Origin of the sequence: Tabrizicola caldifontis, assembly GCF_004762095.1 — a bacterium.
GTDB lineage: Bacteria > Pseudomonadota > Alphaproteobacteria > Rhodobacterales > Rhodobacteraceae > Tabrizicola > Tabrizicola caldifontis.
Window position 1 is genome coordinate 112,405 of record NZ_SIJH01000011.1, and the last position, 24,431, is coordinate 136,835.

Annotated in this window: 25 protein-coding genes and 1 tRNA gene; 14 read left to right on the forward strand and 12 right to left on the reverse strand. The window is 65.0% G+C overall.

The window, feature by feature from the left end; all coding sequences use genetic code 11:
- Positions 1–55: 55 nt before the first annotated feature.
- From EYB42_RS10900 to EYB42_RS10910, 3 genes are all read right to left on the reverse strand, one after another.
- Complete coding sequence (locus EYB42_RS10900; protein WP_135450135.1) at positions 56–1,264, reverse strand: flagellin; 1,209 nt, start codon at positions 1,262–1,264, stop codon at positions 56–58.
- Between the two features lie 198 nt (positions 1,265–1,462).
- Positions 1,463–1,777: a hypothetical protein gene (locus tag EYB42_RS10905; protein ID WP_135450136.1), complete on the reverse strand. Its 315-nt coding sequence runs from the start codon at positions 1,775–1,777 to the stop codon at positions 1,463–1,465.
- Entirely contained in the window at positions 1,767–2,051 is a 285-nt protein-coding gene (locus EYB42_RS10910; RefSeq protein WP_135450137.1) for a rod-binding protein, read from the reverse strand. The genes EYB42_RS10905 and EYB42_RS10910 overlap by 11 nt, the downstream gene beginning before the upstream one ends.
- 950 nt (positions 2,052–3,001) lie before the next feature.
- Here EYB42_RS10910 and fliK point away from each other — a divergent pair.
- A complete protein-coding gene (gene fliK / locus EYB42_RS17370) occupies positions 3,002–3,727 on the forward strand; it encodes a flagellar hook-length control protein FliK (protein ID WP_167850995.1) in 726 nt (241 codons plus the stop codon).
- An 8-nt stretch (positions 3,728–3,735) separates the two neighbouring features.
- Complete coding sequence (locus tag EYB42_RS10920) at positions 3,736–4,398, forward strand: flagellar hook capping FlgD N-terminal domain-containing protein (protein ID WP_135450139.1); 663 nt, start codon at positions 3,736–3,738, stop codon at positions 4,396–4,398.
- A 9-nt stretch (positions 4,399–4,407) separates the two neighbouring features.
- On the opposite strand, the gene ubiB is transcribed toward EYB42_RS10920, so the two are convergent.
- Positions 4,408–5,940, reverse strand: coding sequence for a 2-polyprenylphenol 6-hydroxylase (gene ubiB / locus EYB42_RS10925; protein WP_135450140.1), 1,533 nt, complete (start codon positions 5,938–5,940; stop codon positions 4,408–4,410).
- A 97-nt stretch (positions 5,941–6,037) separates the two neighbouring features.
- Complete coding sequence (gene ubiE / locus EYB42_RS10930) at positions 6,038–6,784, reverse strand: bifunctional demethylmenaquinone methyltransferase/2-methoxy-6-polyprenyl-1,4-benzoquinol methylase UbiE (protein ID WP_135450141.1); 747 nt, start codon at positions 6,782–6,784, stop codon at positions 6,038–6,040.
- 83 nt (positions 6,785–6,867) lie between these two features.
- Between ubiE and mutM the strand changes: the two genes are divergently transcribed.
- From mutM to gyrB, 8 genes are all read left to right on the forward strand, one after another.
- Entirely contained in the window at positions 6,868–7,719 is an 852-nt protein-coding gene (gene mutM, locus EYB42_RS10935) for a bifunctional DNA-formamidopyrimidine glycosylase/DNA-(apurinic or apyrimidinic site) lyase (RefSeq protein WP_135450142.1), read from the forward strand.
- A gap of 57 nt (positions 7,720–7,776) precedes the next feature.
- A complete protein-coding gene (locus EYB42_RS10940) occupies positions 7,777–8,553 on the forward strand; it encodes an enoyl-CoA hydratase (protein ID WP_135450143.1) in 777 nt (258 codons plus the stop codon).
- Between the two features lie 224 nt (positions 8,554–8,777).
- A complete protein-coding gene (gene rpsT, locus EYB42_RS10945; protein WP_135450144.1) occupies positions 8,778–9,047 on the forward strand; it encodes a 30S ribosomal protein S20 in 270 nt (89 codons plus the stop codon).
- A 519-nt stretch (positions 9,048–9,566) separates the two neighbouring features.
- Positions 9,567–10,919 (forward strand): chromosomal replication initiator protein DnaA, encoded by a 1,353-nt coding sequence (gene dnaA / locus EYB42_RS10950; protein WP_135450145.1) that lies wholly within the window; start codon positions 9,567–9,569, stop codon positions 10,917–10,919.
- Positions 10,920–11,034: 115 nt separating this feature from the next.
- Entirely contained in the window at positions 11,035–12,153 is a 1,119-nt protein-coding gene (gene dnaN / locus EYB42_RS10955) for a DNA polymerase III subunit beta (protein ID WP_135450146.1), read from the forward strand.
- Positions 12,154–12,188: 35 nt separating this feature from the next.
- Entirely contained in the window at positions 12,189–13,283 is a 1,095-nt protein-coding gene (recF, locus tag EYB42_RS10960; protein WP_135450147.1) for a DNA replication/repair protein RecF, read from the forward strand.
- A 4-nt stretch (positions 13,284–13,287) separates the two neighbouring features.
- A complete protein-coding gene (locus EYB42_RS10965) occupies positions 13,288–13,908 on the forward strand; it encodes a LysE family translocator (RefSeq protein WP_135450148.1) in 621 nt (206 codons plus the stop codon).
- Between the two features lie 81 nt (positions 13,909–13,989).
- Positions 13,990–16,440 (forward strand): DNA topoisomerase (ATP-hydrolyzing) subunit B, encoded by a 2,451-nt coding sequence (gyrB, locus tag EYB42_RS10970; protein WP_135450149.1) that lies wholly within the window; start codon positions 13,990–13,992, stop codon positions 16,438–16,440.
- A 45-nt stretch (positions 16,441–16,485) separates the two neighbouring features.
- On the opposite strand, the gene EYB42_RS10975 is transcribed toward gyrB, so the two are convergent.
- A complete protein-coding gene (locus EYB42_RS10975; RefSeq protein ID WP_135450150.1) occupies positions 16,486–17,058 on the reverse strand; it encodes a dimethylsulfonioproprionate lyase family protein in 573 nt (190 codons plus the stop codon).
- A 12-nt stretch (positions 17,059–17,070) separates the two neighbouring features.
- Positions 17,071–17,146 (reverse strand) — tRNA-Arg (locus EYB42_RS10980).
- Between the two features lie 238 nt (positions 17,147–17,384).
- Here EYB42_RS10980 and EYB42_RS10985 point away from each other — a divergent pair.
- Positions 17,385–18,416 (forward strand): LacI family DNA-binding transcriptional regulator, encoded by a 1,032-nt coding sequence (locus EYB42_RS10985; protein WP_256371603.1) that lies wholly within the window; start codon positions 17,385–17,387, stop codon positions 18,414–18,416.
- 17 nt (positions 18,417–18,433) lie between these two features.
- Here EYB42_RS10985 and EYB42_RS10990 read toward each other — a convergent pair whose 3' ends face one another.
- The 4 genes from EYB42_RS10990 to EYB42_RS11005 all read right to left on the reverse strand — a co-directional run bounded on the left by EYB42_RS10990 (position 18,434) and on the right by EYB42_RS11005 (position 20,613).
- Entirely contained in the window at positions 18,434–18,841 is a 408-nt protein-coding gene (locus EYB42_RS10990; protein ID WP_240784107.1) for a c-type cytochrome, read from the reverse strand.
- A 169-nt stretch (positions 18,842–19,010) separates the two neighbouring features.
- Positions 19,011–19,436, reverse strand: a complete 426-nt coding sequence (locus EYB42_RS10995) for an NUDIX hydrolase (protein WP_135450152.1) — start codon at positions 19,434–19,436, stop codon at positions 19,011–19,013.
- 10 nt (positions 19,437–19,446) lie between these two features.
- Positions 19,447–19,731, reverse strand: a complete 285-nt coding sequence (locus EYB42_RS11000; protein ID WP_135450153.1) for an NfeD family protein — start codon at positions 19,729–19,731, stop codon at positions 19,447–19,449.
- Positions 19,732–20,613 (reverse strand): SPFH domain-containing protein, encoded by an 882-nt coding sequence (locus tag EYB42_RS11005; RefSeq protein WP_135450154.1) that lies wholly within the window; start codon positions 20,611–20,613, stop codon positions 19,732–19,734.
- A gap of 144 nt (positions 20,614–20,757) precedes the next feature.
- Between EYB42_RS11005 and EYB42_RS11010 the strand changes: the two genes are divergently transcribed.
- The 3 genes from EYB42_RS11010 to lpxK are packed head-to-tail and all read left to right on the forward strand — an operon-like array spanning position 20,758 to position 23,189.
- Entirely contained in the window at positions 20,758–21,003 is a 246-nt protein-coding gene (locus tag EYB42_RS11010; RefSeq protein WP_135450155.1) for a DUF4170 domain-containing protein, read from the forward strand.
- 3 nt (positions 21,004–21,006) lie between these two features.
- Positions 21,007–22,200, forward strand: coding sequence for a 3-deoxy-D-manno-octulosonic acid transferase (locus EYB42_RS11015; RefSeq protein ID WP_135450156.1), 1,194 nt, complete (start codon positions 21,007–21,009; stop codon positions 22,198–22,200).
- Positions 22,200–23,189: a tetraacyldisaccharide 4'-kinase gene (gene lpxK, locus EYB42_RS11020; RefSeq protein ID WP_135450157.1), complete on the forward strand. Its 990-nt coding sequence runs from the start codon at positions 22,200–22,202 to the stop codon at positions 23,187–23,189. Before EYB42_RS11015 ends, lpxK begins: the two co-directional genes overlap by 1 nt.
- Before the next feature lie 104 nt (positions 23,190–23,293).
- Here the strand turns inward: lpxK and EYB42_RS11025 are convergent, their stop codons facing one another.
- Positions 23,294–24,430 (reverse strand): CaiB/BaiF CoA transferase family protein, encoded by a 1,137-nt coding sequence (locus EYB42_RS11025; protein WP_135450158.1) that lies wholly within the window; start codon positions 24,428–24,430, stop codon positions 23,294–23,296.
- Position 24,431 lies beyond the last annotated feature (1 nt).

A 24,431-nucleotide genomic window follows, 5' to 3' on the forward strand; every position in this document is an offset into this window, starting at 1 on the left:
GTTCGAAGCTCTGGAAGGGTGCGGGCCGCGGCGCGTCAGCCGCGGCCCCGAACGCTTAGCGGAACAGAGAGAGAAGACCCTGCGGCTGCTGGTTTGCAATCGACAGCGCCTGGGTGGCCAGCTGCTGTTGGACCTGCAGCGCCTGTAGCCTGGCCGAGGCTTCCTCCATGTCGGTATCGACCATGGCGCCGATCCCGGTCCTGAGCGAATCGGTCAGCTGCCCGACGAATTCGCTCTGGATCTCGATGCGCTTCTGTGCCGAGCCGAACGCAGCCGCGGCGTCGATCGCCGTCTGGAGCATCCCCTCGATCGCCCCGAGAGCACTTGCTGGGGCATTCACCACGTCGATGCCGTGTAGCCCGGCCAGACCGCCGGTGCCTCGGCTGGCGGAAACCGAAACATCGGCTGCCTGGTTCGTGTTGTTCGCGATTTGCAGGGCGCCGCTCGACAGGGACAGGGTGAAGTCGCTGTCGGACAGGCCATTCGCGGTCAGGGCGTTCTTGAGGCCCGCAACCAGCGAATCTGCGGTGTCGCCCTGCTGCACAACATAGCGGCCTTCAACCGAGCCGACCCTGAGCGAAACCGAGTCACCTGCGATCAGAGCGGTCAGCGTGGCGGGATCCGCACTTGGCGCGTTCGATGCCAGGGCACCCCCACCCCCCTGGAAGGTAAAGCCGTTCAGCGTGACCGGAGTTCCGGTCACCACGCTTGTGGCCGACAGCGTTCCAAGACCGCCGCCTGTCAGCGCGCTGCCCGCCGTGGTAGACAGATTCTGTGCCGTCACTTCGATATTGGCCGATGTCACGCCTGACTGCGACCGGTCGAGCGAGGAAAGCACATTGACCGTGGACTTGGATCCGTCCACCAGGTTCAGCCCGTTGAACTGCGCCGCGCCGACGACGGATTCGATCTGCTTGGTCAGCGCCTTGATGTCGGTGTCGATCTTGCCGCGGTCGACGTTCTCGGCCTGGGCGGCGACGATCTTGCCTTTCATCTCGGTCAGCAGCTTGGTCACCGATTCCGCTGCCGACCGGGCGACGGTCAGCGTCGCATTCCCTACGGCGAGGCTGTCGGAGATGCCCTTGAAGCCCTGGACATCAGATTCCATCACCTTCGAGATTGCCCAGACTGCGGCATTGTCCTTGGCGGTAGCCACGCTCTTGCCGATGGAAATATCGGCCTGCGTCTTGTTGAGGTTGGCGTTAATGCCCTTCATCGTCTGGAGGGCAACCATTGCACTGGTATTGGTCAGAAGCGACGACATTTCTGTTTCCTTCACGAATGGCCGCAGGTTTCACGGCCGCGAATGCCACGTCTGAATGTGGCGGGACGGGCCTTCTGTCCGATGCCGCCGGCTGGGCCGGAAGCGCCGCCCCGTCATGAGGCGCGAGGACAGTGAAGCGTCCAAGGTTCTAACCAATCCCTAACTCCGCCGCGTGAAGTGCCGGGCATTCTAGAAAAATCAGAACCGTCCCAGGGCCGAGGACGTGCCGTCGCCGACCTCGGCCCGCCGGCCGCGCGAATCATAGGTGGTCAGCGTCGGGCTGGTGGTGATTTCGGTCAGCCTGCCCAGCGCGGCCTTCACACCGCGCGCGGCGGCTTCAAGCAGGCGGGCATTTCGCTCGGCCTTCTGCTGCAGGCGCTCTGCGGTCGCCTTGTCGGGTAACGAAAGCGTCTGGGCCTGTGCCTCGATGCCGGTTCCTATCCGTTCAAGCGCGGCCAGGTCGCCTGCAAGAAGTGCATCCCGGGCCTCGTCCAGAAGGTCTTCAATCGCCATCGCCGGTTCCTTTCGCCACCATTGCCTCGAAGATCGTCCGGGCCAGCCCTATTCCCCCTGCGCTTGCCATCAGCCGCGCCTGTTCGTGCCGCAGGAACGAGGCGAACTGTGCCTCTCCGGAACCGCCGGAGAAGGAACCTGCTGCGCCGCCCAGGCCGGCATGGGCCAGCATCGCGGCCAGAAAGACGGTCTCGAGTTCCTGTGCCTTAGCGAATGCGCGGTCGTAGCGGCCAGTTGATGCCAAGGCCGGGGTCGGGACGGAGTTCGTGTGCATGAACGGCTCTCTCATCGGTCGGAATTTACGCGACAATCTGCGACGGCAGTAAAGAATGGGTAACCTCCCTGGCAGATAAGCGATTGCAGCGTGGCCGAAGGTGTCCCGAAATGCAGTCCACCCGCCCTGTGCAGACTTGTCCGCTCCCTTCCCTCGTCGCACGCTTTCGGGCAGAGGGGGCGGGCGGACTCGCCCCGGAATTCGCGGATCTGCTGGGCGCTCCTGCGGGGGTGAGGGATGCCCCGGATTCAGACGGTGCACCCTGCGATTGGAATGCGCCACTGCCGCAGGAAACCGTGCTGTTTCTCTTGCCGGGAACGGCAGGGACGCGCGCACCGGAATTTGCGTCAGACGTCGGTGCAGATCCGCAGGGGCAGGCCATCGGCAGCGAGACATCGGCACCCGAAGCCTTAGACCCCTGCACGTGGGAAACCGCAGATGCGGCAATCGACCGCCCGGTTGACAGTCCGGGTCTTTTCGTCAGAGGCTTGCCGCATTCCGATGATATGGCGCCGAACGATGACGGCCGGAACTGCACTGGTGCGGCAGGGGTGCCGGATGTCCCCGCACAGGACGGATCCTCCTTTCCTGCACGGAATGCAACAAGCGCCGCCAAGCCCGGGGAAGTGGTCCGTGATCAGGCGTCAGAGGCTTCGGTTTCCGGCCTTGTCCCTGCCCGGAATCCGGCGGTCGTCGATGCGTCGCCGGGAAATGGGCCGGCGTCTGCACCGGCGGCTTCCCCGACCCCGCCGTGCCTGTCTGGCCGGAACCGGCCGGCGGGCGGCCTTGTCGCCCCCCCTCTGGCCCCGGCACCACAGCTTTCTTGCGACCACGGTGCAGCCGGTTCCAGAGGGCCGACCGCAGGTCATGCCATCCCGATCACGGTCGGCCATGCCGGGGCAGAGACCGCTTTGCCGTGGCATGGGCTGCAGCAGGCTGCGGAAGGGGATTTGGACGGCCTGACCTTTGTCGCAGGCAGCCCAGGTCGGGCAGCCGCTGCCGGCCTTGCACCCGTGATTGTGCCCGACCATCCGGAAAAGCAATGTCCGACAGACAGCACTGCGGGCGCGGATCTGCTGGCGGCCGAGCAAGCGTTCCGCAGGCCAGTGCCAGCGTCGGTCCTGGCGCCGATGGCCGGGCCTTCTGGCGGGCTGCTGCCGGATCCCGCCGCGCTGCCGCTGCTTGCCCACACATTACCGCACGCATCGACCGGGGCGATGGCGCATGCGCCAGCCTTGCCGAATATCGGCGCAAGCATTGGCCAGCTTGCCTTGGCGATCGTCGACCCCGGCCGGCATGCGAAGGACAAGGTCACCGAAATCCGTCTGTCGCCTGATGAACTCGGCAGTGTCCGCGTGACCCTGCAGACGGATGCCGCAGATCCCGATCGGATCGCCGTGATGCTGAGCTTTGATCGCCCCGATACGCTCGACCTGTTCCGGCGCCATGCAGAGCAACTGACCGAAGCCTTGCGTTTGGCCGGCTTTCCTCGGGCAGAGATCGGCTTTGGTCAGCACGGTGCGGATCAGTGGCAATCCGGCACCCCCGGATCAGGACGGGAGGAGCCCCGGCGCTATGGGGGCGCACCGGATGCCATGCCCGCGGATGCGGCCGTGAAGCCTGGAGTTTTGCGGCAATCTGCAACCCCCGCATCTTCGCTGGATCTTCGATTGTGAGGACTGCCATGACTGTCGCAACCGTAATGCCCTCGTCCGGTGCCACCGCTTCCGGCAACAAACCGGGCCAGGCCTCCGGGATCGCGTCCGATTTCAACACTTTCCTTCGGATGCTCACGGTGCAGATGCAGAACCAGGATCCGCTGAACCCGATCGATTCTGCGGATTATGCGGTGCAACTGGCCACCTTCTCGGGGGTCGAACAGCAGGTGCGCACGAATCAGCTTCTGTCCGAGATGACGACGCGGTTCCAGCAGATCGGCATGGCCGAAATGGCCAGCTGGGTCGGGAAAGAGGCGCGTACGGATGCGATGGTGCGCTTCGATGGTCGCCCGGTGACCCTGTCGCCCAACCCGGCGCAGGGGGCGACCCGGGCGGTTCTCGAGGTGCGGGATGCGCAAGGCCGTCTGGTCGCACGCGAGGAAATTCCCGTCACTGCAGAACCATACGCCTGGTTGGGTGCCGATGCGGCCGGCAATCCGCTGCCGCCCGGGGCTTACTCTCTCAAGCTGGAAAGTCTGCGCGGAGAGGAAGTCATCTTCACCGGCCCGATGGAGCATTATGCGCGTGTGGTCGAGGTGCGCGGCACGCCTGCAGGGACCAGCCTTGTCCTTGCAGGTGGCAGCGAAGTGTCTGCCAACCGCGTCACGGCCCTGCGCGAGGCACGCTGATGCCTCCGGTCAGAAGAGGCGATCCACCAGCACCCCGGCTGCGAAGGCCGCCAGTATCACCAGTAGCCAAAGCCCGACCTTCATGCGGGGGCCGGGTCGCGCAGGAGGTGTGGCCGGGTTTCCGGCGCGGATGAGCTGGGCCTCGACAAGACCCGGAAGTTTCGGCCCGAAACGCGCGAGAACCCGGGCGGTCTTTGCCAGATCGCGCAGAACCGCCTTTGGTCCGACGTTCTCGCGGATGTAGCGTTCGACGATCGGGCTGGCCACTTCCCAGATGTTGATGTGCGGATCCAGGGACCGCGCCACGCCTTCGACCACGACCATCGTCCGTTGCAGAAGGATCAGCTCGGTCCGCGTTTCCATCCCGAAGCGTTCGGTGACCTCGAACAGGTAGGCGAGGAGCCGCGCCATCGAGATGCGGCTGGCATCCATGCCGAAGATCGGCTCGCCCACCGCCCGCAGCGCGCGGGCAAATTCGTCGATGTCGCGGTCGGGGGGGACGTAACCCGCCTCGAAATGCACCTCGGCCACGCGGCGGTAATCCTTGCGGATGAAGCCCATCAGGATCTCGGCATAGACCCGGCGGGTGTATTCGTCGATCCGGCCCATGATGCCGAAGTCATAGGCGATGATGTCGCCGTTCGCGGCCACCTTCAGGTTGCCCTGGTGCATGTCGGCATGGAAGAAGCCGTCGCGCAGCGCGTGGTTCAGGAACAGCTGCAACACGCGGGCGCCCAGCACCCGGCGGTCGTGTCCGGCGGCCTCGATCGCCTCGACATCGTTCAGCCCGATCCCTTCCGCCCAGCCCAGCGTCATCACGTTGCGCGACGACAGGAACCAGTGCGGCTTCGGCACCTGGAAGCCTTCGTCCTGTGCCGTGTTCGAGGCGAACTCGGCGGCCGAGGAGCTTTCCAGCCGCAGGTCCAGCTCTCCCATCACCACGCCTTCGAAATGGGCGATCACGTCCACGGGGCGCAGGCGGCGGCTGAAGGGGGCAAGGCGCTCGATCCAGCGGGCGGCGAGGTAGAAGGCGTCGATGTCCTTGCGGAAGGCGCGTTCGATCCCGGGGCGGAGCACCTTGATGGCGACCTCCTCGCCGGTATCGGCCAGCCGCGCCCGGTGGACCTGGGCGATCGAGGCGGCGGCGACGGGTTCGGAGAAGTCGGAGAACAGGTCGGAGACCGGCACCTCGAGTTCCGCCTCGATCATGTTCCTGGCGGTTTCGGTCGGGAAGGGCGGCAGCTTGTCCTGAAGATACTTGAGTTGGTCGGCCAGTTCCTCGCCCACGATGTCGGGGCGCGTGGACAGGACCTGGCCGAACTTGATGTAGGCCGGCCCCAGCGCGGTCAGCGCCCGGGTGGCGGGGGGCAGCGCGGGGTCGCCCTTCAGACCCAGCCACTTGAACGGCCAGCCCAGCATCCGTGCGGCAAAGCGGAGCCGGGGGGGCGCGCGAAAGGCCTCCAGCACCACGTCCATGGCGCCGGTGCGTTCCAGCGTGGCGCCGGTGCGGATCAGGCGGACGATGTTGTGCGGGCCCTTCATGCGGCGCGCTCCGGGCGGCTCTTCGCATCCCTTCGGTCGCTCATCGCGGGGCGCGACCGCGAAGAGGGACCGAACGGGGCCGATGAGCGGCAGGTCCTCACAGCTTCCACCCGGAATGGAGGGCCGCGATGCCCATGGTCAGGTTGCGGTATTTCACCTGCTCGAACCCGGCGGCGCGGATCATCGCGGCGAAGCTTTCCTGATCGGGGAACCTGCGGATGGATTCGACGAGATACTGGTAGCTGGCGCGGTCGCCCGCGATGACCTGGCCCATGACCGGGATGATGTTGAAGGAATAGAGGTCATAGACCTTCTGCATCAGGTCGTTGGGGATCTGGCTGAATTCCAGCACCATCAGCCGCCCGCCCGGTTTCAGCACGCGGAAGGCTTCGGACAGCGCGTCGGGGATGCGGGTCACGTTCCGGATTCCGAAGGAGATCGTGTAAACGTCGAAGCTGTTGTTCGGGAAGGGCAACGCCATGGCGTCGCCCACGACCCAGTCGAGGCTGTGCGCCAGGCTTTCCGCCTCGGCGCGCTTGCGGCCCTCGATCAGCATCGGCTCGGTCATGTCGCAGACGACGGCCTGCGCGCCGGGGGCGCGTTTCAGGAAGCGGAAGGCCACGTCGCCGGTGCCGCCCGCCACGTCCAGAAGCCGCTGGCCGGGACGCGGGGCCAGCCAGTCCATCATTGCGTCCTTCCAAAGCCGGTGGATGCCCAGGGACATCGCATCGTTCATGATGTCGTATTTCGAGGCCACGCGCGAAAAGACGCCATGCACCATCCCGGCCTTTTCGGCCTCGGGCACGTCCTGAAAGCCGAAATGGGTTGTCTTTTCTTCGCTCATCGGTCTTGCGATCCTTCGCCCTGACGCCTCCTTATAGTCCGCCACCCCGCGCCTGCAATGCGCCCATCTGTCAGGGACCGCCGATGCCTGAACTGCCCGAAGTCGAAACCGTGCGCCGCGGCCTGATGCCGGTGATGGAAGGCGCGATGATCGCCCGGACCGAGGTCAACCGCCCTGACCTGCGATGGCCCCTGCCCGAACGGATGGCCGAGCGGCTGACGGGGCAGCGGGTGAAGGCACTGCGGCGGCGGTCGAAATACCTTTTGGCCGATCTTGATTCGGGCGAGACGCTCCTGGTGCATCTGGGCATGTCCGGGCGGATGCTCGTCTCGGGCGCGCGGGTCGGCGCCTTCCACCGCGACCACCCCGCACCGCAGAAGCACGACCATGTGGTGCTCCACCTGGAGGGTGGCGCAAGGGTGACGTTCAACGATGCCCGCCGCTTCGGCGCCATGGACCTGACACCCACCGACCGCGCTGGTGACCACCCCTTGCTGGCGGGGCTGGGGCCGGAACCCTTTGGCAATGATTTCAACGAAGCCTACCTTGCGGACCGTCTGAAGAACCGGAAGACCCCGATCAAAGCCGCACTTCTGGATCAAAGGATCGTGGCCGGTTTGGGCAACATCTATGTTGCCGAGACGCTTTACCGCGCCCGGATCAGCCCCTTGCGACTGGCCGGTGATCTTGCACAATCGCAGGTTCACGACCTGGTGCCGGCCATTCGGGACGTTCTGGCCGAAGCGATCGAGGCGGGAGGGTCGAGCCTGCGGGATTTCCGGCATGCCAATGGCGAGCTTGGCTATTTTGCCAAGCATTTTCAGGTATATGGTCGGGAAGGCGAACCCTGCGAAACCCCCGGCTGCGCCGGCACGGTCGTCCGTACGGTCCAGTCGGGGCGATCATCCTTCTGGTGTCCCTACTGCCAGAGGTGACTTGCCATCGCCCCGTTTGGTGCTAGGAGTCAGCCGACCGCCAGAAGGAGGGCCGCAATGGCCTATGAGACCCTGATCGTCGAGGTCGAGGACAATGTGTCCCTGATCCGCCTGAACCGCCCTGACGCCATGAACGCCCTGAATTCCACGCTGATGCGTGAACTTGCGGCGGCCGTGACGGCGGCGGAAACGAATGATCGCGTGCGTTGCATCGTGATCACCGGCTCGGAAAAGGCGTTCGCCGCCGGGGCCGACGTCAAGGAGATGGCCGAGAAGGGGTTCATAGATGTATTCTTCGATGACCTCTTCGGCCCCGAGGCAGCCACCATCGCCCGCGCCCGCAAGCCGATCATCGCGGCGGTGGCGGGCTATTGCCTGGGCGGCGGCTGCGAGCTGGCCATGCTGGCCGATTTCATCATCGCCGCAGACACGGCCAAGTTCGGGCAACCGGAAATCAACCTGGGCATCGTGGCAGGCATGGGCGGCACCCAGCGGCTGACGCGGGCCGTCGGCAAGTCGAAGTCGATGGACATGCATCTTACCGGGCGCTTCATGGACGCTGCCGAAGCGGAACGTTGCGGGCTGGTCAGCCGGGTCGTGCCCTGCAAGTCGCTGCTGGAAGAAACCATGAAGGCCGCGCAGAAGATCGTCGAGAAATCGGCGGTGACGGCGATGGTCGTAAAGGAATGCGTGAACCGGGCACAGGAAACCAGCCTGTCCGAAGGGCTGCTGTTCGAACGGCGCATGTTCCACGCCATGTTCGCGACCGAAGACCAGAAGGAAGGCATGGCCGCCTTCCTTGAGAAACGCCAGCCGCAGTTCCGCGACCGATAGGGCGGCCTTTCCAGCTGGTGGCACCGTGCCGTCGAAGCCAGCCGCGCAGCCTTGCAAGGCTATCCGCGATCCTGCGCTTGGGGGCTTTCCTTTTCGGTCGCGCTGCACTAATGGACGACGTACATGCGCGTGGGCCCGCTTAGGCAAGAATCATTCCCGATCCTTCGGTCGGGGCCTTGTGGTCTTTCGTGCAATCTGAAACGCAAAGATCCCGAGGTAGCCAGATGGCCAATACCGAACAGTCCAAGAAACGCGCCCGTCAGGCGCAGGCGCGCTATGCCGTGAACAAGGCGCGCCGCTCTCGCATCCGCACTTTCCTGCGCAAGGTGGAAGAGGCGATCGCTTCGGGCGATGCTGCCGCAGCCGAGGCTGCGCTTAAGGCTGCGCAGCCAGAGCTGGCACGCGGTGTGACCAAGGGCGTACTGCACAAGAACACCGCCGCGCGCAAGATGTCGCGCCTGTCCTCGCGTGTGAAAGCCGTCGCCAAGGTCTGATCGCAGCTTCCGTCCGGTCTGGAAGGGCGCCCCCGGAAGGGTGGCGCCCTTCGGCATTTCCGGGCCGCTGGAACCCGTAGCCAGGTCGGGCCGTTGCCGATTTGCAAGGGGGCGCGGATTCGGCTTCCGCAAGGCTGTGTCAAGCGCGTTGTTCGGTTGCGGCGCCCGCGGACCCCTTGCTAGCTTCAGCCTGCGATTCACTTCGTCTTGGGGGACATGAACGGATCGCGAAGGAAAAGCTGCTGCACAGATCGGGTGCTGCCGTGCCGGAAGATCTGAGTTTTTCCTTTGTGGTCAATGATATAAGGGCGGCATTCCTGCTGCCCCGTCATACTGGTCTGGCTGCCGGGTAACCGGTGGTATCAGGCTGGTTGCTTCCTGTCTTCCTTCGGGAAGCGTCGTGTCCGTTGCGCAGCCGCAGTGGACATTGCGCTTGGCGAGGGTGGTTCGTCCATGGCGAGGCAACTGTGCATGTCCGGCGGATATTCTGCCGGTCAGTCGATATTGGCAGGCGACAGAATGACGAACGAAACTTGGGGTCAGGTCCGGGAAGAACTGATCAAGCGGGTCGGCAAGAACAATTACGTCACCTGGATCGAACCCCTCAAACTGTCGCATCTCAAGAATGGCGTGGCGCGGTTCGAAGTGCCGACGATCTTTTTCGGTGACTGGGTGCAGCGCAACTATGCCGACCATATCCGTTCGCAGCTGGCCAGTGCTGGAGAGCCGGTAGAGCGCATCGAATTTGCCGTAGGCGGTGCCGGGTCCAGAAGCCCCGCCACGACGCCGGTGCTGAAATCGGTGCGGACTAGGCCCGTGTCAGAGGAAGATCTTCCCGGCGCACCGCTGGATGCCCGATTCACCTTCGACACCTTCGTTGTCGGCAAGCCGAACGAGCTGGCCCATGCCGCAGCCCGGCGGGTAGCCGAAGGCGGGACCGTCACCTTCAACCCGCTGTTCCTTTATGGCGGGGTCGGACTGGGCAAGACGCACCTGATGCACGCGATCGCGCATGAGCTGAACGCCCGCCGCCCCGAGCTTCGGGTACTGTATCTGTCGGCCGAGCAGTTCATGTATCGCTTCATCCAGGCGCTGCGCGACCGTCAGGTGATGGATTTCAAGGAGCTGTTCCGGTCCGTTGATGTGCTGATGGTCGATGATGTTCAGTTCATCGCCGGCAAGGATTCGACGCAGGAAGAATTCTTCCACACCTTCAACGCGCTGGTGGATGCCAACAAGCAGATAGTCCTGTCGGCCGACCGCGCCCCGGGCGAGATCAAGGATCTCGAGGAACGCATCAAGTCGCGTCTGCAGTGCGGCCTGGTCGTCGATCTGCACCCGACAGACTACGAACTGCGGCTGGGCATCCTGCAGCAGAAGGTCGAACATTACCGCGCGCAGTATCGCGGCCTGATGATCGCCGACGGGGTGCTGGAATTCCTTGCCCACCGGATCACCACCAATGTCCGCGTTCTGGAAGGGGCACTGACCCGGCTTTTCGCCTTTGCTTCGCTGGTCGGGCGCGAGATCACGCTGGATCTCGCCCAGGACTGCCTCGCCGACATCCTGCGGTCGTCCGACCGGAAGCTCACGATCGAAGAGATCCAGCGCAAGGTGGCCGAGCACTACAACATCCGCCTGTCCGACATGATCGGGCCGAAGCGGCTGCGCACCATCGCCCGGCCGCGGCAGGTGGCGATGTATCTGGCCAAGCACCTGACCCCGCGCAGCCTGCCGGAAATCGGACGGCGTTTCGGGGGGCGCGACCACACCACGATCATGCATGGCGTGCGCAAGATCGAGGAGCTGATGGCCACCGACAGCCAGCTGGCCGACGATCTGCAACTTCTGCGTCGGCTGCTTCAGGGCTGAGCCGGGGCTGCTCTTGACGGCCCGGCCAATCCTAATCACAGTCGCGCGCAGCACTTGTGAACCGGGAAAAACCGGGTAAATTCGGCGTCCCTTCAGGGGTCGGCAGGGGGAAGAGATGAAGCTTTCGATCGAACGCGCCACGTTGCTGAAGGCGCTGGCGCAGGCCCAGTCGGTCGTGGAACGCCGCAACACCATTCCGATCCTTGCCAACGTTCTGATCGAGGCCGAAGGCAATCAGGTCTCCTTCCGTGCCACAGATCTCGACATCGAGGTCGTTGATCGTGCACCGGCCATGGTCGAACGGTCGGGTGCGACGACTGTCTCGGCGGTAATGTTGCATGAAATCGTTCGCAAGTTGCCGGACGGCGCCCTCGTAAACCTGTCGGATGATGCGGCTGCGGGACGCCTGACCATCACGGCAGGACGGTCCACTTTCAGCCTGGCCACGTTGCCGAAGGAAGATTTCCCGGTGATGGCGTCCAGTGAATATTCGTCGAACTTTTCGGCCAAGGCACCGGCTCTGCGGCGGCTGTTCGACAAGGCCAAGTTCGCGATCTCTACCGAAGAGACGCGCTATTACCTGAACGGTGTCTACATGCATGTCGCGCAGGGCGACGGCGGCAAGGTTCTGCGCTGTGTGGCGACCGACGGCCATCGGCTGGCCCGGATCGACGCGCCCCTGCCCGAAGGGGCCGAGGGGATGCCCGGCGTGATCGTGCCCCGCAAGACGGTGGGAGAACTGCGCAAACTGCTTGACGACGATGATGCGAACATCGCCGTATCGGTTTCCGAAACGAAGGTTCGTTTTGCTACCCCGGCGATCACCCTGACCTCGAAGGTGATCGATGGCACATTCCCCGATTACACCCGCGTCATACCGACCGGCAACAGCAAGCGGCTGGAAGTGGACGCCAGCGAATTCGCCAAGGCGGTTGACCGTGTGGCCACGGTGTCTTCCGAACGTTCGCGCGCAGTGAAGCTGTCGCTTGACGAGGATCGGCTGGTACTTTCGGTGAACTCGCCCGACTCTGGCGCCGCCGAAGAGGAGCTGGCCGTTGCCTATGGCGATGAGCGGCTGGAAATCGGCTTCAACGCGAAATACCTGCTGGAAATCGCCAGCCAGGTGGACCGTGAGAATGCGGTGTTCTTGTTCAATTCAGCGGTCGATCCCACGCTGATGCGCGAAGGCAATGATACTTCGGCGGTCTATGTCGTGATGCCGATGCGGGTCTGATCCGGCCCGAACGCCCGTTCTGAAAGGGAAATTCCGTGGGCGGTCTGGTGATCGAAACCCTCGCCCTCTCGCACTTCCGCAGCCACCGCAGTTCGCGCCTGGTGCTGGACGGGCGTCCCTTGGCGTTGGTCGGACCGAATGGTGCCGGCAAGACCAATGTGCTTGAAGCGGTTTCGCTGCTGTCTCCTGGCCGTGGCCTGCGCCGTGCTGCAGCCGAGGATCTGGCCCGCCGGCCCGAGGGTCTGGGATGGAAGGTCAGCGCCACGGTCCGGGGCCTTGGCGGTGCGCACGAGATCGAGACATGGGCCGCGCCGGGCGAAGCGCGGCAGGTGCGGATCGACGGCAAGGCCGCCACTCAGGCAAGCCTGGGTCGGGTGATTCGTATCCTTTGGCTGGTTCCGGCGATGGACCGGCTGTGGATCGAGGCTGCCGAGGGACGTCGCAGATTCCTTGACCGCATGACGCTGAGTTTCTTCCCCGAACATGCCGAACAAACGCTCGCATATGAAAAGGCGATGCGGGATCGGAACCGGCTGATCCGCGATCAGGTCACGGATGCGGCCTGGTATGCCGCGCTGGAGGCGCAGATGGCCGAGGCGGGGCTACAGATCATGCGGAACCGCCGCGCCGCCCTTGCCCGGATCGCGTCAGCGGCAGACCCGCACAGCGCCTTTCCATGGGCCACGCTTTCCCTGACCGGGCCGGAGGGCGCAGAGGAACCCGCAGACCTGGCGAAGGCACTGGCTGACAGCCGCCGCCGTGACATGGCAGTCGGGCGGACGCTGGTCGGCCCGCATCGCGCCGACCTTGCAGCGCGCTTCGCCGCAAAGGACATCCCGGCTGACCAATGCTCTACCGGAGAACAGAAGGCCTTGCTGATCAGCCTGATCCTCGCAAACGCGCGCGCGCTGGCGCAGGATCTTGGGCACGCACCGGTGCTGCTGCTGGACGAGGTCGCCGCACATCTGGATATGAACCGACGCGCCGCGCTTTATGACGAAATCTGCGCCCTGGGTGCGCAGGCCCTGATGACCGGGACCGAGCCGGGGCTTTTCGATGCGCTCGGCGCGCGAGGAGAGCTGGTCACCGTGAGGGACAGCGACGATGGTTCTAGGGTCGCGCATGGATAAGTGAATGACAATTTCTATTCATCAGTTGCTGCTCTATGCTTTGGGTATGGCCGGTCTCTGGGCGGTGCCCGGCCCGGTCTGGGTTGCGCTTACGGCACGGGCGCTGTCGGGCGGCATGGCGGCCGCCTGGCCCCTAGCGGTTGGCGTGGCACTGGGCGACCTTGTCTGGCCCCTTGCTGCAATCCTGGGTCTTTCCTGGATCGTCAGCAGCTACGGCGACGCATTGTCTGTACTGCGCTGGATCGCGGCGCTGATCTTTCTGGCCATGGGGATCATGCTGGTCCGCAAGCCCGCAGCTGCCCCGCATGCCGACAGCCGCCTGACGCGGCCCGGCATATGGGCAGGGTTCAGCGTCGGTCTTGCGGCCGTCATCGGCAACCCAAAGGCAATCCTGTTCTACATGGGGGCGCTGCCGGGATTCTTCACGCTCGAGACGCTGAAGCCGGTCGACATCGCGCTCATCATCGCGATCTCGGCGCTCATCCCAATGGCCGGAAACCTGGGTCTCGCCCTGTTCCTCGATCGGGCGCGGCAGCTGCTGTCCAGCCCGGAAAACCTTCGCCGGATGAACCTGGGCTCGGGCATCCTGCTGATTGGTGTGGGCGTGGCCATTCCCTTTGTCTGACCACCAAATCTGGTGGCCAAGGGGTGACATTGCCCGGCCGAACCGCTATAAATCGCGGGCAACGACAAGGGTTTCCCGCGCATGGCTGAACAGCCCAGCAAGGCCGCCGAATACGGCGCCGAATCCATCAAGGTTCTCAAGGGGTTGGAGGCGGTCCGCAAGCGCCCCGGCATGTACATCGGCGACACCGACGATGGCTCGGGTCTGCACCACATGGTCTATGAGGTGGTGGACAACGGCATTGACGAGGCGCTGGCCGGACACGCGACCGAGGTCGTTGTGAAGATCCATGCCGACGACAGCGTGTCCGTGCGCGACAACGGCCGTGGCATTCCCGTAGATCTGCACCCGGAAGAAGGCGTGAGCGCCGCAGAGGTCATCATGACCCAGCTGCACGCCGGGGGCAAATTCAACAACACGGACGAGGGCGGCAACGCCTACAAGGTATCGGGCGGGCTGCACGGTGTGGGCGTGTCGGTCGTGAACGCCCTTTCGGAATGGCTGGAGCTGACCGTCTGGCGCAACGATACCGAGTACCGCGCCCGGTTCGAGGACGGCGAATGTACGGTGCATGTGCACCCCGTAGGCCCGGCGCCCGGCAAGCGCGGCACCGAGGTGCGCTTCCTGGCCAGCGCCAAGACCAACCGCCCGGACGGGACGTTCAGCAATCTCGATTACAACTTCAAGACGCTGGAAACCCGGCTTCGTGAACTGGCGTTCCTTAATTCGGGCGTACGCATCGTGCTGGAGGACGAGCGTCATGCCGAACCGCAGCGGGTCGAGCTGTATTATGAAGGCGGCGTGCGCGAGTTCGTGAAATACATCGACCGCTCCAAGACGCCCGTGATGCCCGAGCCCATCTACATGGTCGGCGAACGCAATGGCATCGGGGTCGAGATTGCGATGTGGTGGAACGACAGCTACCACGAAACCGTATTACCGTTCACGAACAATATCCCGCAGCGTGACGGTGGCACGCACCTGGCCGGTTTCCGCGGGGCGCTGACGCGAACGATCACGGCCTATGCGCAGTCTTCGGGCATCGCCAAACGCGAGAAGGTGGATTTCACCGGCGACGACGCCCGCGAGGGGCTGACCTGCGTGCTGTCGGTCAAGGTGCCGGATCCGAAATTCTCCTCCCAGACCAAGGACAAGCTGGTCTCCTCCGAAGTCCGTCCGGCGGTGGAGAACCTGGTGAACGAGAAGCTGGCCGAATGGTTCGAGGAAAACCCCGGTCCGGCCAAGGTCATCGTCGGCAAGATCATCGAGGCAGCTCTTGCGCGCGAAGCCGCCCGCAAGGCGCGCGAGCTGACCCGGCGCAAGACGGCGCTCGACGTGGCCAGCCTGCCCGGAAAGCTGGCCGATTGTCAGGAACGCGATCCGGCCAAGTCGGAATTATTCCTGGTCGAGGGCGACAGCGCCGGCGGCAGTGCCAAGCAGGGCCGCAGCCGCGCCAATCAGGCCGTGCTGCCCCTGCGCGGCAAGATCCTGAACGTGGAACGTGCGCGGTTCGACCGGATGCTGTCCAGCCAGGAAATCGGGACGCTGATCACCGCACTTGGCACCGGAATCGGTCGCGACGAATTCGACATTTCGAAGCTGCGCTACCACAAGGTCATCATCATGACCGACGCAGACGTGGATGGCGCGCATATCCGCACGCTCTTGCTGACGTTCTTCTTCCGGCAGATGCCGCAGCTGATCGAAGGCGGCTATCTCTACATTGCGCAGCCGCCGCTATACAAGGTCACGCGCGGGCGATCGGAGGTCTATCTGAAGGATCAGGCTGCCCTTGACGACTATCTGATCGAGATGGGCACCGAAGGCGCCGTGTTGCGGCTGGCCGATGGTCAGGAAATCGCGGGCAATGACCTGGTCAGGGTGATCGAGGGTGCGCGCCAGTTTCGCCGGGTGCTGGATGCCTTCCCCACGCATTACCCAAGGCCCATCCTGGAACAAGCTGCCTTGGCTGGGGCATTCGATCCGGGTCGGGCGGATGAGGATCTGCAACTGGTCGCCGACACGGTCGCCAGGCGTTTGAACCTGATCGCGCCCGAGTTCGAGCGCGGCTGGCACGGCCGCGTCACCCAGGACCACGGCATCCGTCTTTCCCGCATCCTGCGTGGCGTCGAGGAATTGCGCACGCTGGACGGCGCGGTGCTGCGTTCCGGCGAGGCGCGCAAGCTTTCCCAGATTGCAGGGCAATACCGCGACATCTATCGCGAGCCGGGGCGCCTTGCGCGCAAGGAGCGGGATCAGCCCGTGTTCGGACCGATCGACCTGCTGAAGTCCATCCTGGCCGAGGGCGAGAAGGGCCTGACCCTGCAACGCTACAAGGGGCTAGGCGAGATGAACCCGGATCAGTTGTGGGAAACCACGCTTGACCCCGAGGCACGGACGCTGTTGCAGGTCAAGGTGGACGATCTGGCCGAGGCGGATGACATATTCTCGAAGCTGATGGGCGATGTCGTCGAGCCGCGGCGCGAATTCATCCAGCAGAACGCGCTGAGCGTGGAGAATCTGGATTTCTGAACCCCGAGGGGCCGGTGGCATAGGGGCCTGAAGGCCGCTTCCCGGTCAAAGCGGCAGATACCAAAGCGCCAGGAAGGGCCCGGTGCCCGAGCGCATTGCATGCGTGATGCCGGGCGGATTGTAGATGAAGCCGTCCGGCCCCGGGTCCGTCCAGTCCATCGCGCTGTTCCACCATTCGCCCGGAGTAAGCGAGAGATAGACCTCTTCCGGGGGGTGCTCGTGATCCATGTAGTGGACGTTCGGCGCCATGACGGTTGCGCCGATCCACAGATCGTCGCGCGTCTCCAGCCCGCCGGGGCCCAGGATCACGGCGTTGGCATGGCCGTTCCAGAACGCGGGTTCGCTTTCGCTTGCCGAGCCGCGACGGTACCAGCGTAGCTGGCCTTCCAGCGCGGCGAATGCTCCGGCAAGATCAGCCCGACCGGCAGGCGCGCCTGCCAGGGCTGTGGCGATCCAGTCGCAGACCGGAAGACGCGCTGCCCCATCCCCGGGCCGGCCCGGCATCGCCGCCCTTGCGATCACCTTCTCAGCTGCCAGCAGCGCCTGGCCTGAGCAGGCAGCCCGCAAGGCCCGTGCCGAACTGTCCAGAAAGGCGGCAATATCGGGGGGTCGGTCCATTCTGCCCTCGCATGGTGACCCCGGCAGGACTTGAACCTGCAACCTTCCCCTTAGGAGGGGGACGCTCTATCCGTTGAGCTACGGGGCCCTTTGCACTGAATGCTCGGAAATCCGTCGCAAGGCAACCGGTGAAAAGAAAAGGGGAGGCAAGTTTTGGCCCACTACCCCCCCTTGGTCCGACGCATCCGGGTTGAGAGCTTGCTTGGATGCGCAGGACATGGCCAGCCTATCCGGCTGTTAGCGCTAGCATTATCATGGCAAAGCACCTTGGACAAGCCCCGGCATTGGCGTTAACAAGAGATATCCCCAGCCGCCGGAACAGCACCTTGACCAAGCCTTCGTCAGACCCGCGCCATACCCTGACCCTTCGCGATGTGTCCGAAGCATCCGGCGTCAGCGAGATGACGGTCAGCCGGGTGCTGCGGAATCGGGGCGATGTGTCGCCGCAGACGCGGGAAAAGGTGCTGGAGGCGGCCCGGGCGCTGGGCTATGTGCCGAACAAGATTGCCGGTGCCCTTGCCAGCCAGCGGGTAAACCTGGTCGGAGTGGTGATTCCCTCGCTGTCCAACATGGTCTTTCCCGAGGTGATGACCGGGATCTCCGAGGTGCTTGAAGGCACCGGCCTGCAACCCGTGGTCGGCGTGACCAACTATCTGCCCGACCGCGAGGAAAAGGTCATCTACGAGATGCTGTCTTGGCGGCCCTCGGGGATGATCGTGGCAGGGCTGGAACATTCCGATGCGTCGCGCGCGATGCTGCGCAGGGCAGGCATTCCGATTGTCGAAATCATGGACATCGATGGTGATCCGATCGACCACGCCGTGGGCATTTCGCACCGGCGGGCCGGGCGGCAGATGGCCGAAGCAATCATTGCCGCGGGCTATCGCCGCATTGCCTTCCTCGGCACGCAGATGCCGAACGACCACCGCGCCAGAAAGCGGCTGGAAGGGTTCGAGGAAGCCCTTGCCAAGGCAGGGCTGCAGCTGGTTGATCGGGAATTCTACTCTGGCGGTTCGGCGCTGCTGAAAGGTCGCGAGATGACGGCCGTCGTCCTGAACCGCACACCCGACGTTGATTTTCTTTACTATTCCAACGACATGATCGGCGCGGGCGGGCTGCTTTACTGCCTGGACAAAGGGTTGGATGTGCCCGGCCGCATTGGGCTGGCCGGATTCAACGGAGTAGAACTTCTGGACGGCCTGCCGCGCAAGCTGGCCACGATGGACGCCTGCCGCCTTGAGATCGGCCGCAAGGCCGCCGAGATCATTGCGGGCAAGGCCAGTCCCGGCGCCAAGGTGGAACTTTTCCCAAAGCTGGAGCCCGGCGACACGATCCGGCCAGTCTCAGGCCAACACTGACCCCCGCACGCGGCCGATCACTGCTGGATCGATTCGAGATACTTCGCCAGCGACAGCACGCGGCCCCGAACTTCCAGCACGCTGCCGTAAGGACCGGCGGTATCGCCAATCTCGTCCGAGAAGACACGGCCCCAGACCGGCATCGTCCCGCCATGTGCCCGCAGGCCCGAACGGCCGTCGATGACATGCAGAACGTTCAGCATCGGGAAGACACCGCTGTTGTTCTTCGCCAGAAGCGTGAGGTTCGGCGACGGGACGTTCACCACATCGGCCATGTCACCATCGCCCATGCCGGTGGCTCCGTGGCAGGCGGCGCAGTGGTCGGCATAGAGAGTGGCGCCAATGTCGGCCTCTTGCGCGCTGCCGGCCGTGCAAAGTGCGCTTCCCGCGAGGCAGGCAGCGATCAGAACCATCTTCGATTGCATCAGTCAGTCCTCCCTCTGAACGGATCAGGTTTTTCAATCTGACCGATGAGGAACGATCCCGCGTTGACGCAGATCATTGTGAGATGCGGTCGCAAGATGGTCTTGCGGTGCCACGCTTCGGAACGGCCGACAACCCGGATGCAAGCGGCCTTGCGTCGCGAGACGCCAGTCAGGCGTTTGTCGGGTGCCAGTCTGCCTGAAGAATGCGCACCCGCCTCTGCAATTCGCCAATGACATCCGGGCGTGCGAGAAAGTCCTGCACTGACATCAGCGACCAGCCCAGACCATCATCCCCGAAACGGATGACCGAGACCTTGGCCGGCAGAAGATGACCGCCGAAGAAGATCGACATGCGTGAAGCGTCCGTCATCGAGGGAAACATCCGTCGCCATACCAGCCGTTCCGGCGCAAGCGTCAATCCGAATTCCTCGTGCAGTTCGCGCAGCACGCAGGCCTCGGCCGTCTCGTCGCCCTCGCGTCCGCCGCCGGGAAGATCCCACAGGCCGGGCCAGGGTAGCCCGGGTCTGTCGTCGCGCCGCAAGGTCAGGATCGATGCCCTGCAGAACAGCGCAGCCTTGGCCCCCGCAAAGGTCATGGGCAGGGGGTCAGGGATTGTCGTTGATGTCGCGGTCCCAGATCTTCACCTGGCCTTGGCGTATGCCTACCACCCGACGCAAGGCCAGCCAGGCAACGACCGACAGAACCGCGAAGACCAGAAGCAGCGCCGCAATGCCCGACGGGGCAAACCCGATGCCGACCAGGATCCCCGTCGCCACCGCGCCGATGGCGAAGCCAAGGAAGATGTAGCCCGGGGCCAGAACCTCAAGAACGCCCAGCGCAAAGCCCAGGATCACCCAGGCCCACCATGTGTCTGCGAGGGATTGCAGCATCTAGCCCCGTCCTTTCAGCATCTTGAAGGCGTCGCCGAAGGCCTCCAGCACGTTGGCGGGCACGAGGATGGTCTGCTTGCCCTGGCCCACGGCGATGGCTTGCAGGGCCTCGACCTGTTTCAGCGCGACCTGATACTGCGCAGCTTCCAGCCCACTTTCCTTGATCGTGCCGGCAATCACGCCGGTGGCGTAGGCTTCGGCCTCGGCGGTAACGCGCTTGGCCTTGGCCTGCTGTTCGGCGGCGTAGAGTTCGGCGTCGGCGGCCAGTTCCACGGCGCGCTTCTTGCCCTCGGCCTCCATTACCTGGGCGCGGCGGGCGCGCTCGGCGTTCAGCTGCTGCAACATGGCGGCGCGCGTCGCCTCGTCAAGGTTCACGTCCAGGATTTCGGCCCGCGTCACCTCTACCCCCCAGTCGTCAACCATGGCCTTTACCTGTTCACGCACCCGCTCGATCAGCTGGGCGCGGCCGGACTGCACCTGGTCGAGTTCCAGCTTGCCGATTTCGGACCGGACGATCCCGGCTACGGTGGTTGCGATCGCCCCGTCCACGTCGCGGATGCGGTAGACAGTCTTTTCCGGCTCGGTCACGCGGTAGAAGACCGAGGTCTCCACCTTGACCAGGACGTTGTCGGCGGTAATGGCGTCCTGGCTGGCATTGGGCAGCTGGCGTTCCAGGACCGAGACCTTGTGCGCGACGCGGTCGAGGAAGGGTACGACGAAGTTGATCCCCGGTCCCAGGACCGACCGCAGCCTGCCAAAGCGTTCGACCACGTGCTTTTCGCTTTGCGGCACGATGCGGACGCCGAGGACGATGCAGAGAATGATGAACAGCGCGATGGCCAGATAGACCCCGGGCCAGCCAATCAGAAAGGAAAGATCCACGGCAATACCTCCATCTCAATCCCGCCTCCGGGGCAGGGTGAGGACGAATGTGGCCCCTTGCGACCTGTGACGCAAGTCTGGTGGCAGCCTTCCCCCTGCCGGCGGAAACGGATAGGCTCCTTGCGCCACAGAATGGAGCCGATCATGACCCAGCGCCTGCATCTCGTCTTCGGGGGCGAGTTGGTGGACCCTCAGTCGAATGTCTTCCGGGACGTATCGAAGATTCACGTCGTCGGCATGTTCCCGAACTACGAGTCGGCCTACCAGGCCTGGAAGGCCGAGGCGCAGCGCACCGTGGACAATGCCCACATGCGCTATTTCATCGCCCATATCCACCGCCTGCGTGACGAGGAGAAATCCGGTTCGCCGACCGAGGAGCTTGGCGGCTAGTCCATGCCGGCATCGCTGGGGCTGAAGCTCTATAATCTCGGACACCGGCGCGAGGTCGGCAAGACTGCGGTGCGTGTCGCGCGTCCTGCCGGACGGCTTGCCTGGCTGCACGCCCCGAACCCCGGCCAGGCCAGCCCGATGCTGGCACTGGCCCGGCGTCTTGTCGAGGAAGACGGCCTTGCCGTCCTGCTGACCTGCCCGGCAGAGCTGCCAGGACGGAACGGTGTGCTGCAAGAGAAGCCGCCAGCGGACAATCCCGCCGAAATCCGCGCCTTCCTTGACCACTGGCGCCCCGAGATCGCCGTCTTTTCCGAGGGCGAATTGCGCCCTGCCGCCCTGCACGAGGCATCAGAGCGCGGGATCCCGCTGCTGATGGTCAATGCCACGATGCCGGCTTTCCTGCGCGACCGCGATGCCTGGTATCCGGGGTTGATGCGCGCGGCACTTTCGCGGTTTTCCCACATCTGCGCCGTGGACGAGCCCGCCGCGCGCGCGTTCCGCAAATCCGGTGCGGTGCTGTCCAGTGTCGCGGTGACGGGCCGGATGGAAGAGGAAAGTGTCGCTCCACCCTGCCTTGAGGCAGAGCGCGCGGCTCTGGCCCGGGTTCTTGCCACGCGACCGGTCTGGTTTGCGGCCGGTCCGCCCGAGGCGGAAGAGTCTGCCGTCCTTGCCGCCCATCGTGCCGCACTGCGCTATTCGCACCGGCTGCTTCTGATCCTGATGCCCGATGATCCCGGCCGGGCGGAGGCACTGTCGCGGCGTCTGGAGAAGGAGGGGTGGTCGGTTGCCCAGCGGATGCAGGATGAAGAGCCAGACCCCGAGATCGAGGTATTCGTCGTCGACAACCCGGCCGAATACGGGCTCTGGTATCGGCTGGCCCCGATCACCTTTCTGGGCGGCACCCTGAATGGCCCCGGTCCGACCCGAAATCCGATGGAGGCGGCCGCACTTGGGTCGGCCATCCTGCATGGTCCTCGGACCGGTGCCTTCGGTCAGGTCTTTGCGCGCCTCGGGGCGGCGCGGGCCACGCGGGCGGTGGTCGCGGCCAGCGATCTGGGAGATGCGCTTGGCGATCTTCTGGCACCTGACCGGACGGCGCGGCTGGCCCAGGCCGCCTGGGCCGTGGCCAGCGATGGCGCCGAGGTGACCGAGGCGGTCCTCGCCCGGATTCGCGCCCTGACTGATGGCGCCGCCTGATGCGGGCCCCGGGATTCTGGTTCCGTCCGCCTGACCGTCCTGGCCTTCTGCCGCGACTTCTGGCCCCACTTGGATGGCTGTACGCCGCAGGAACGGCGCGGCGTCTGCGGCGCCCCGGCCATGTGCCTGGTGTGCCGGTCATCTGCATCGGAAACCTGGTGGCGGGCGGGGCGGGCAAGACGCCGACCACGCTCGCCCTGGTCGAACGCCTGACGGCACGGGGCCAGGCGGTGCAGGTGGTCAGCCGGGGTCATGGCGGTCGGCTGAAGGGGCCGGTCCGGGTGGATGCCCTGCGCCACCGTGCCGGTGACATAGGGGACGAACCGCTGCTGCTGTCGGCCGTCGCCCCGGTGTGGGTGGCCAGGGATCGCGCCGCCGGAGTGCGCGCGGCGGAAGCCGCCGGGGCAACGGTCGTGCTTCTGGATGACGGGTTCCAGAACCCGGCCGTGCGCCCCGCGCTGGGGCTGGTCGTGGTCGACGCCGCAAGGGGGTTCGGCAACGGGCGCTGCATTCCTGCCGGTCCGCTACGCGAACCCGTGGCCGTGGGCCTGGCGCGCGCCGATCTGGTGCTGACCATCGGTTCGCCCCAGGCTCAGGCCCACTTCGATGCGATCTGGGGCGCGCAGGTCACGGTGCCAAGGCTGCGCGGTGTGCTGGAACCGTTGCGCATGGGCATTGATTGGCAGGGCACAAGGGTGCTTGCCTTTGCCGGCATCGCAGACCCCGCGCGCTTCTTTGCGACATTGCGGGCAGAGGGCGCAGAGGTCGTGCGCGGCGAGCCGCTGGCCGATCACGAGATGCTGTCGGAAACCCTGCTGCGCCGGCTGGAGGCCGAGGCACTGGCCCACGGCGCACAATTGGTGACGACGGAAAAGGATGCGGCCCGCCTGCCGCCGCACTGGCGGCCCAGGGTGCTGACGCTGGTGGTGCGTCTGCGGATCGAGGACTGGTCGGCGCTGGATGCCGCCTTTGACCGTCTGGGTCTCTAGGTAAACCGCGTGGCGGCGTTTCCCGGGGACACGACGATGACTTCGTGCCCGATCACCGGGGTGAACTGACGACAGGACGAAGGCGCAGGATCTTGGGGGCTGTGTCAGCCTAGAGGACCGAGAACCTCGTCCTGATGCTGGCCGAGCCTTGGGGCTGGGCGGTCAAGTGAAAGTTCCGCGCCCGAAAAGGTCATCGGGCTGCGCACCCCCGGCAGGCCCCCGGGCGCGATCTGCATGCCGCGGGCAATCACCTGCGGGTCGGCAAAGACCTCGGCCATGTTGTTGATCGGCCCTGCGGGCACGCCTTCGGCCTCGCAGGCCGCCAGAAGGTCGGCCTTGGCCCAGGTCTTCGTCGCCGCCGTGATCCGTTCGGTCAGTGCGGCACGGTTCGTCACCCGGTCTGCGTTGGTCAGGAATTCAGGCGCGGTTGCCATGTCCTCCAGCCCAAGGATCCGGCACAGGCGCTGGTATTGCGCGTCGTTCCCAGTGGCAAGGATGATCCAGCCATCCTTGCAGTCGAACACCGCATAGGGCGCCAGATTCGGATGCGCGTTGCCCATCAGCCCCGGCGGCTTGCCCGAGGCCAGATAATTCATCGCCTGGTTCGCCATGATGCTGGTGGCCACGTCCAGCAGCGCCATGTCGATGTGCTGGCCTTCCCCGGTCTGCCCGCGCTGGATCAGCGCAGCAAGGATCGCGGTCGCGGCATAGACCCCGGTGAAGACATCCGTCACCGCCACGCCCACCTTCTGCGGCTGGCCGTCAGCGGGGCCGGTCACGCTCATCAGCCCGGACATGCCCTGGATGATGAAGTCGTATCCGGCGCGGTGCGCGTAAGGACCAGTCTGACCGAAGCCGGTGATCGAGCAGTAGATCAGCCGCGGGTTCACCTTGCGAAGGCTGTCATAGTCCAGCCCGTATTTGACCAGTCCCCCGACCTTGAAGTTCTCGATCACCACATCGGCATCGGCCACCAGACGGCGTACCGTCTCCTGTCCTTCTGCCGTGCGGAAATCGCAGATGATCGACCGCTTGCCCCGGTTCGCGCTGTGGAAATAGGCGGCGGTGCGCTCGCCCCCTGCCTCGATGAAGGGCGGGCCCCAGCGGCGGGTGTCGTCGCCCTCGGGGGCCTCAACCTTTATGACATCCGCGCCGAGGTCGGCGAGCGTTTGCCCGGCCCAGGGGCCAGCTAGGATACGCGCCAGTTCGATGACGCGGATGCCATCCAGAGGCGCCGGCATG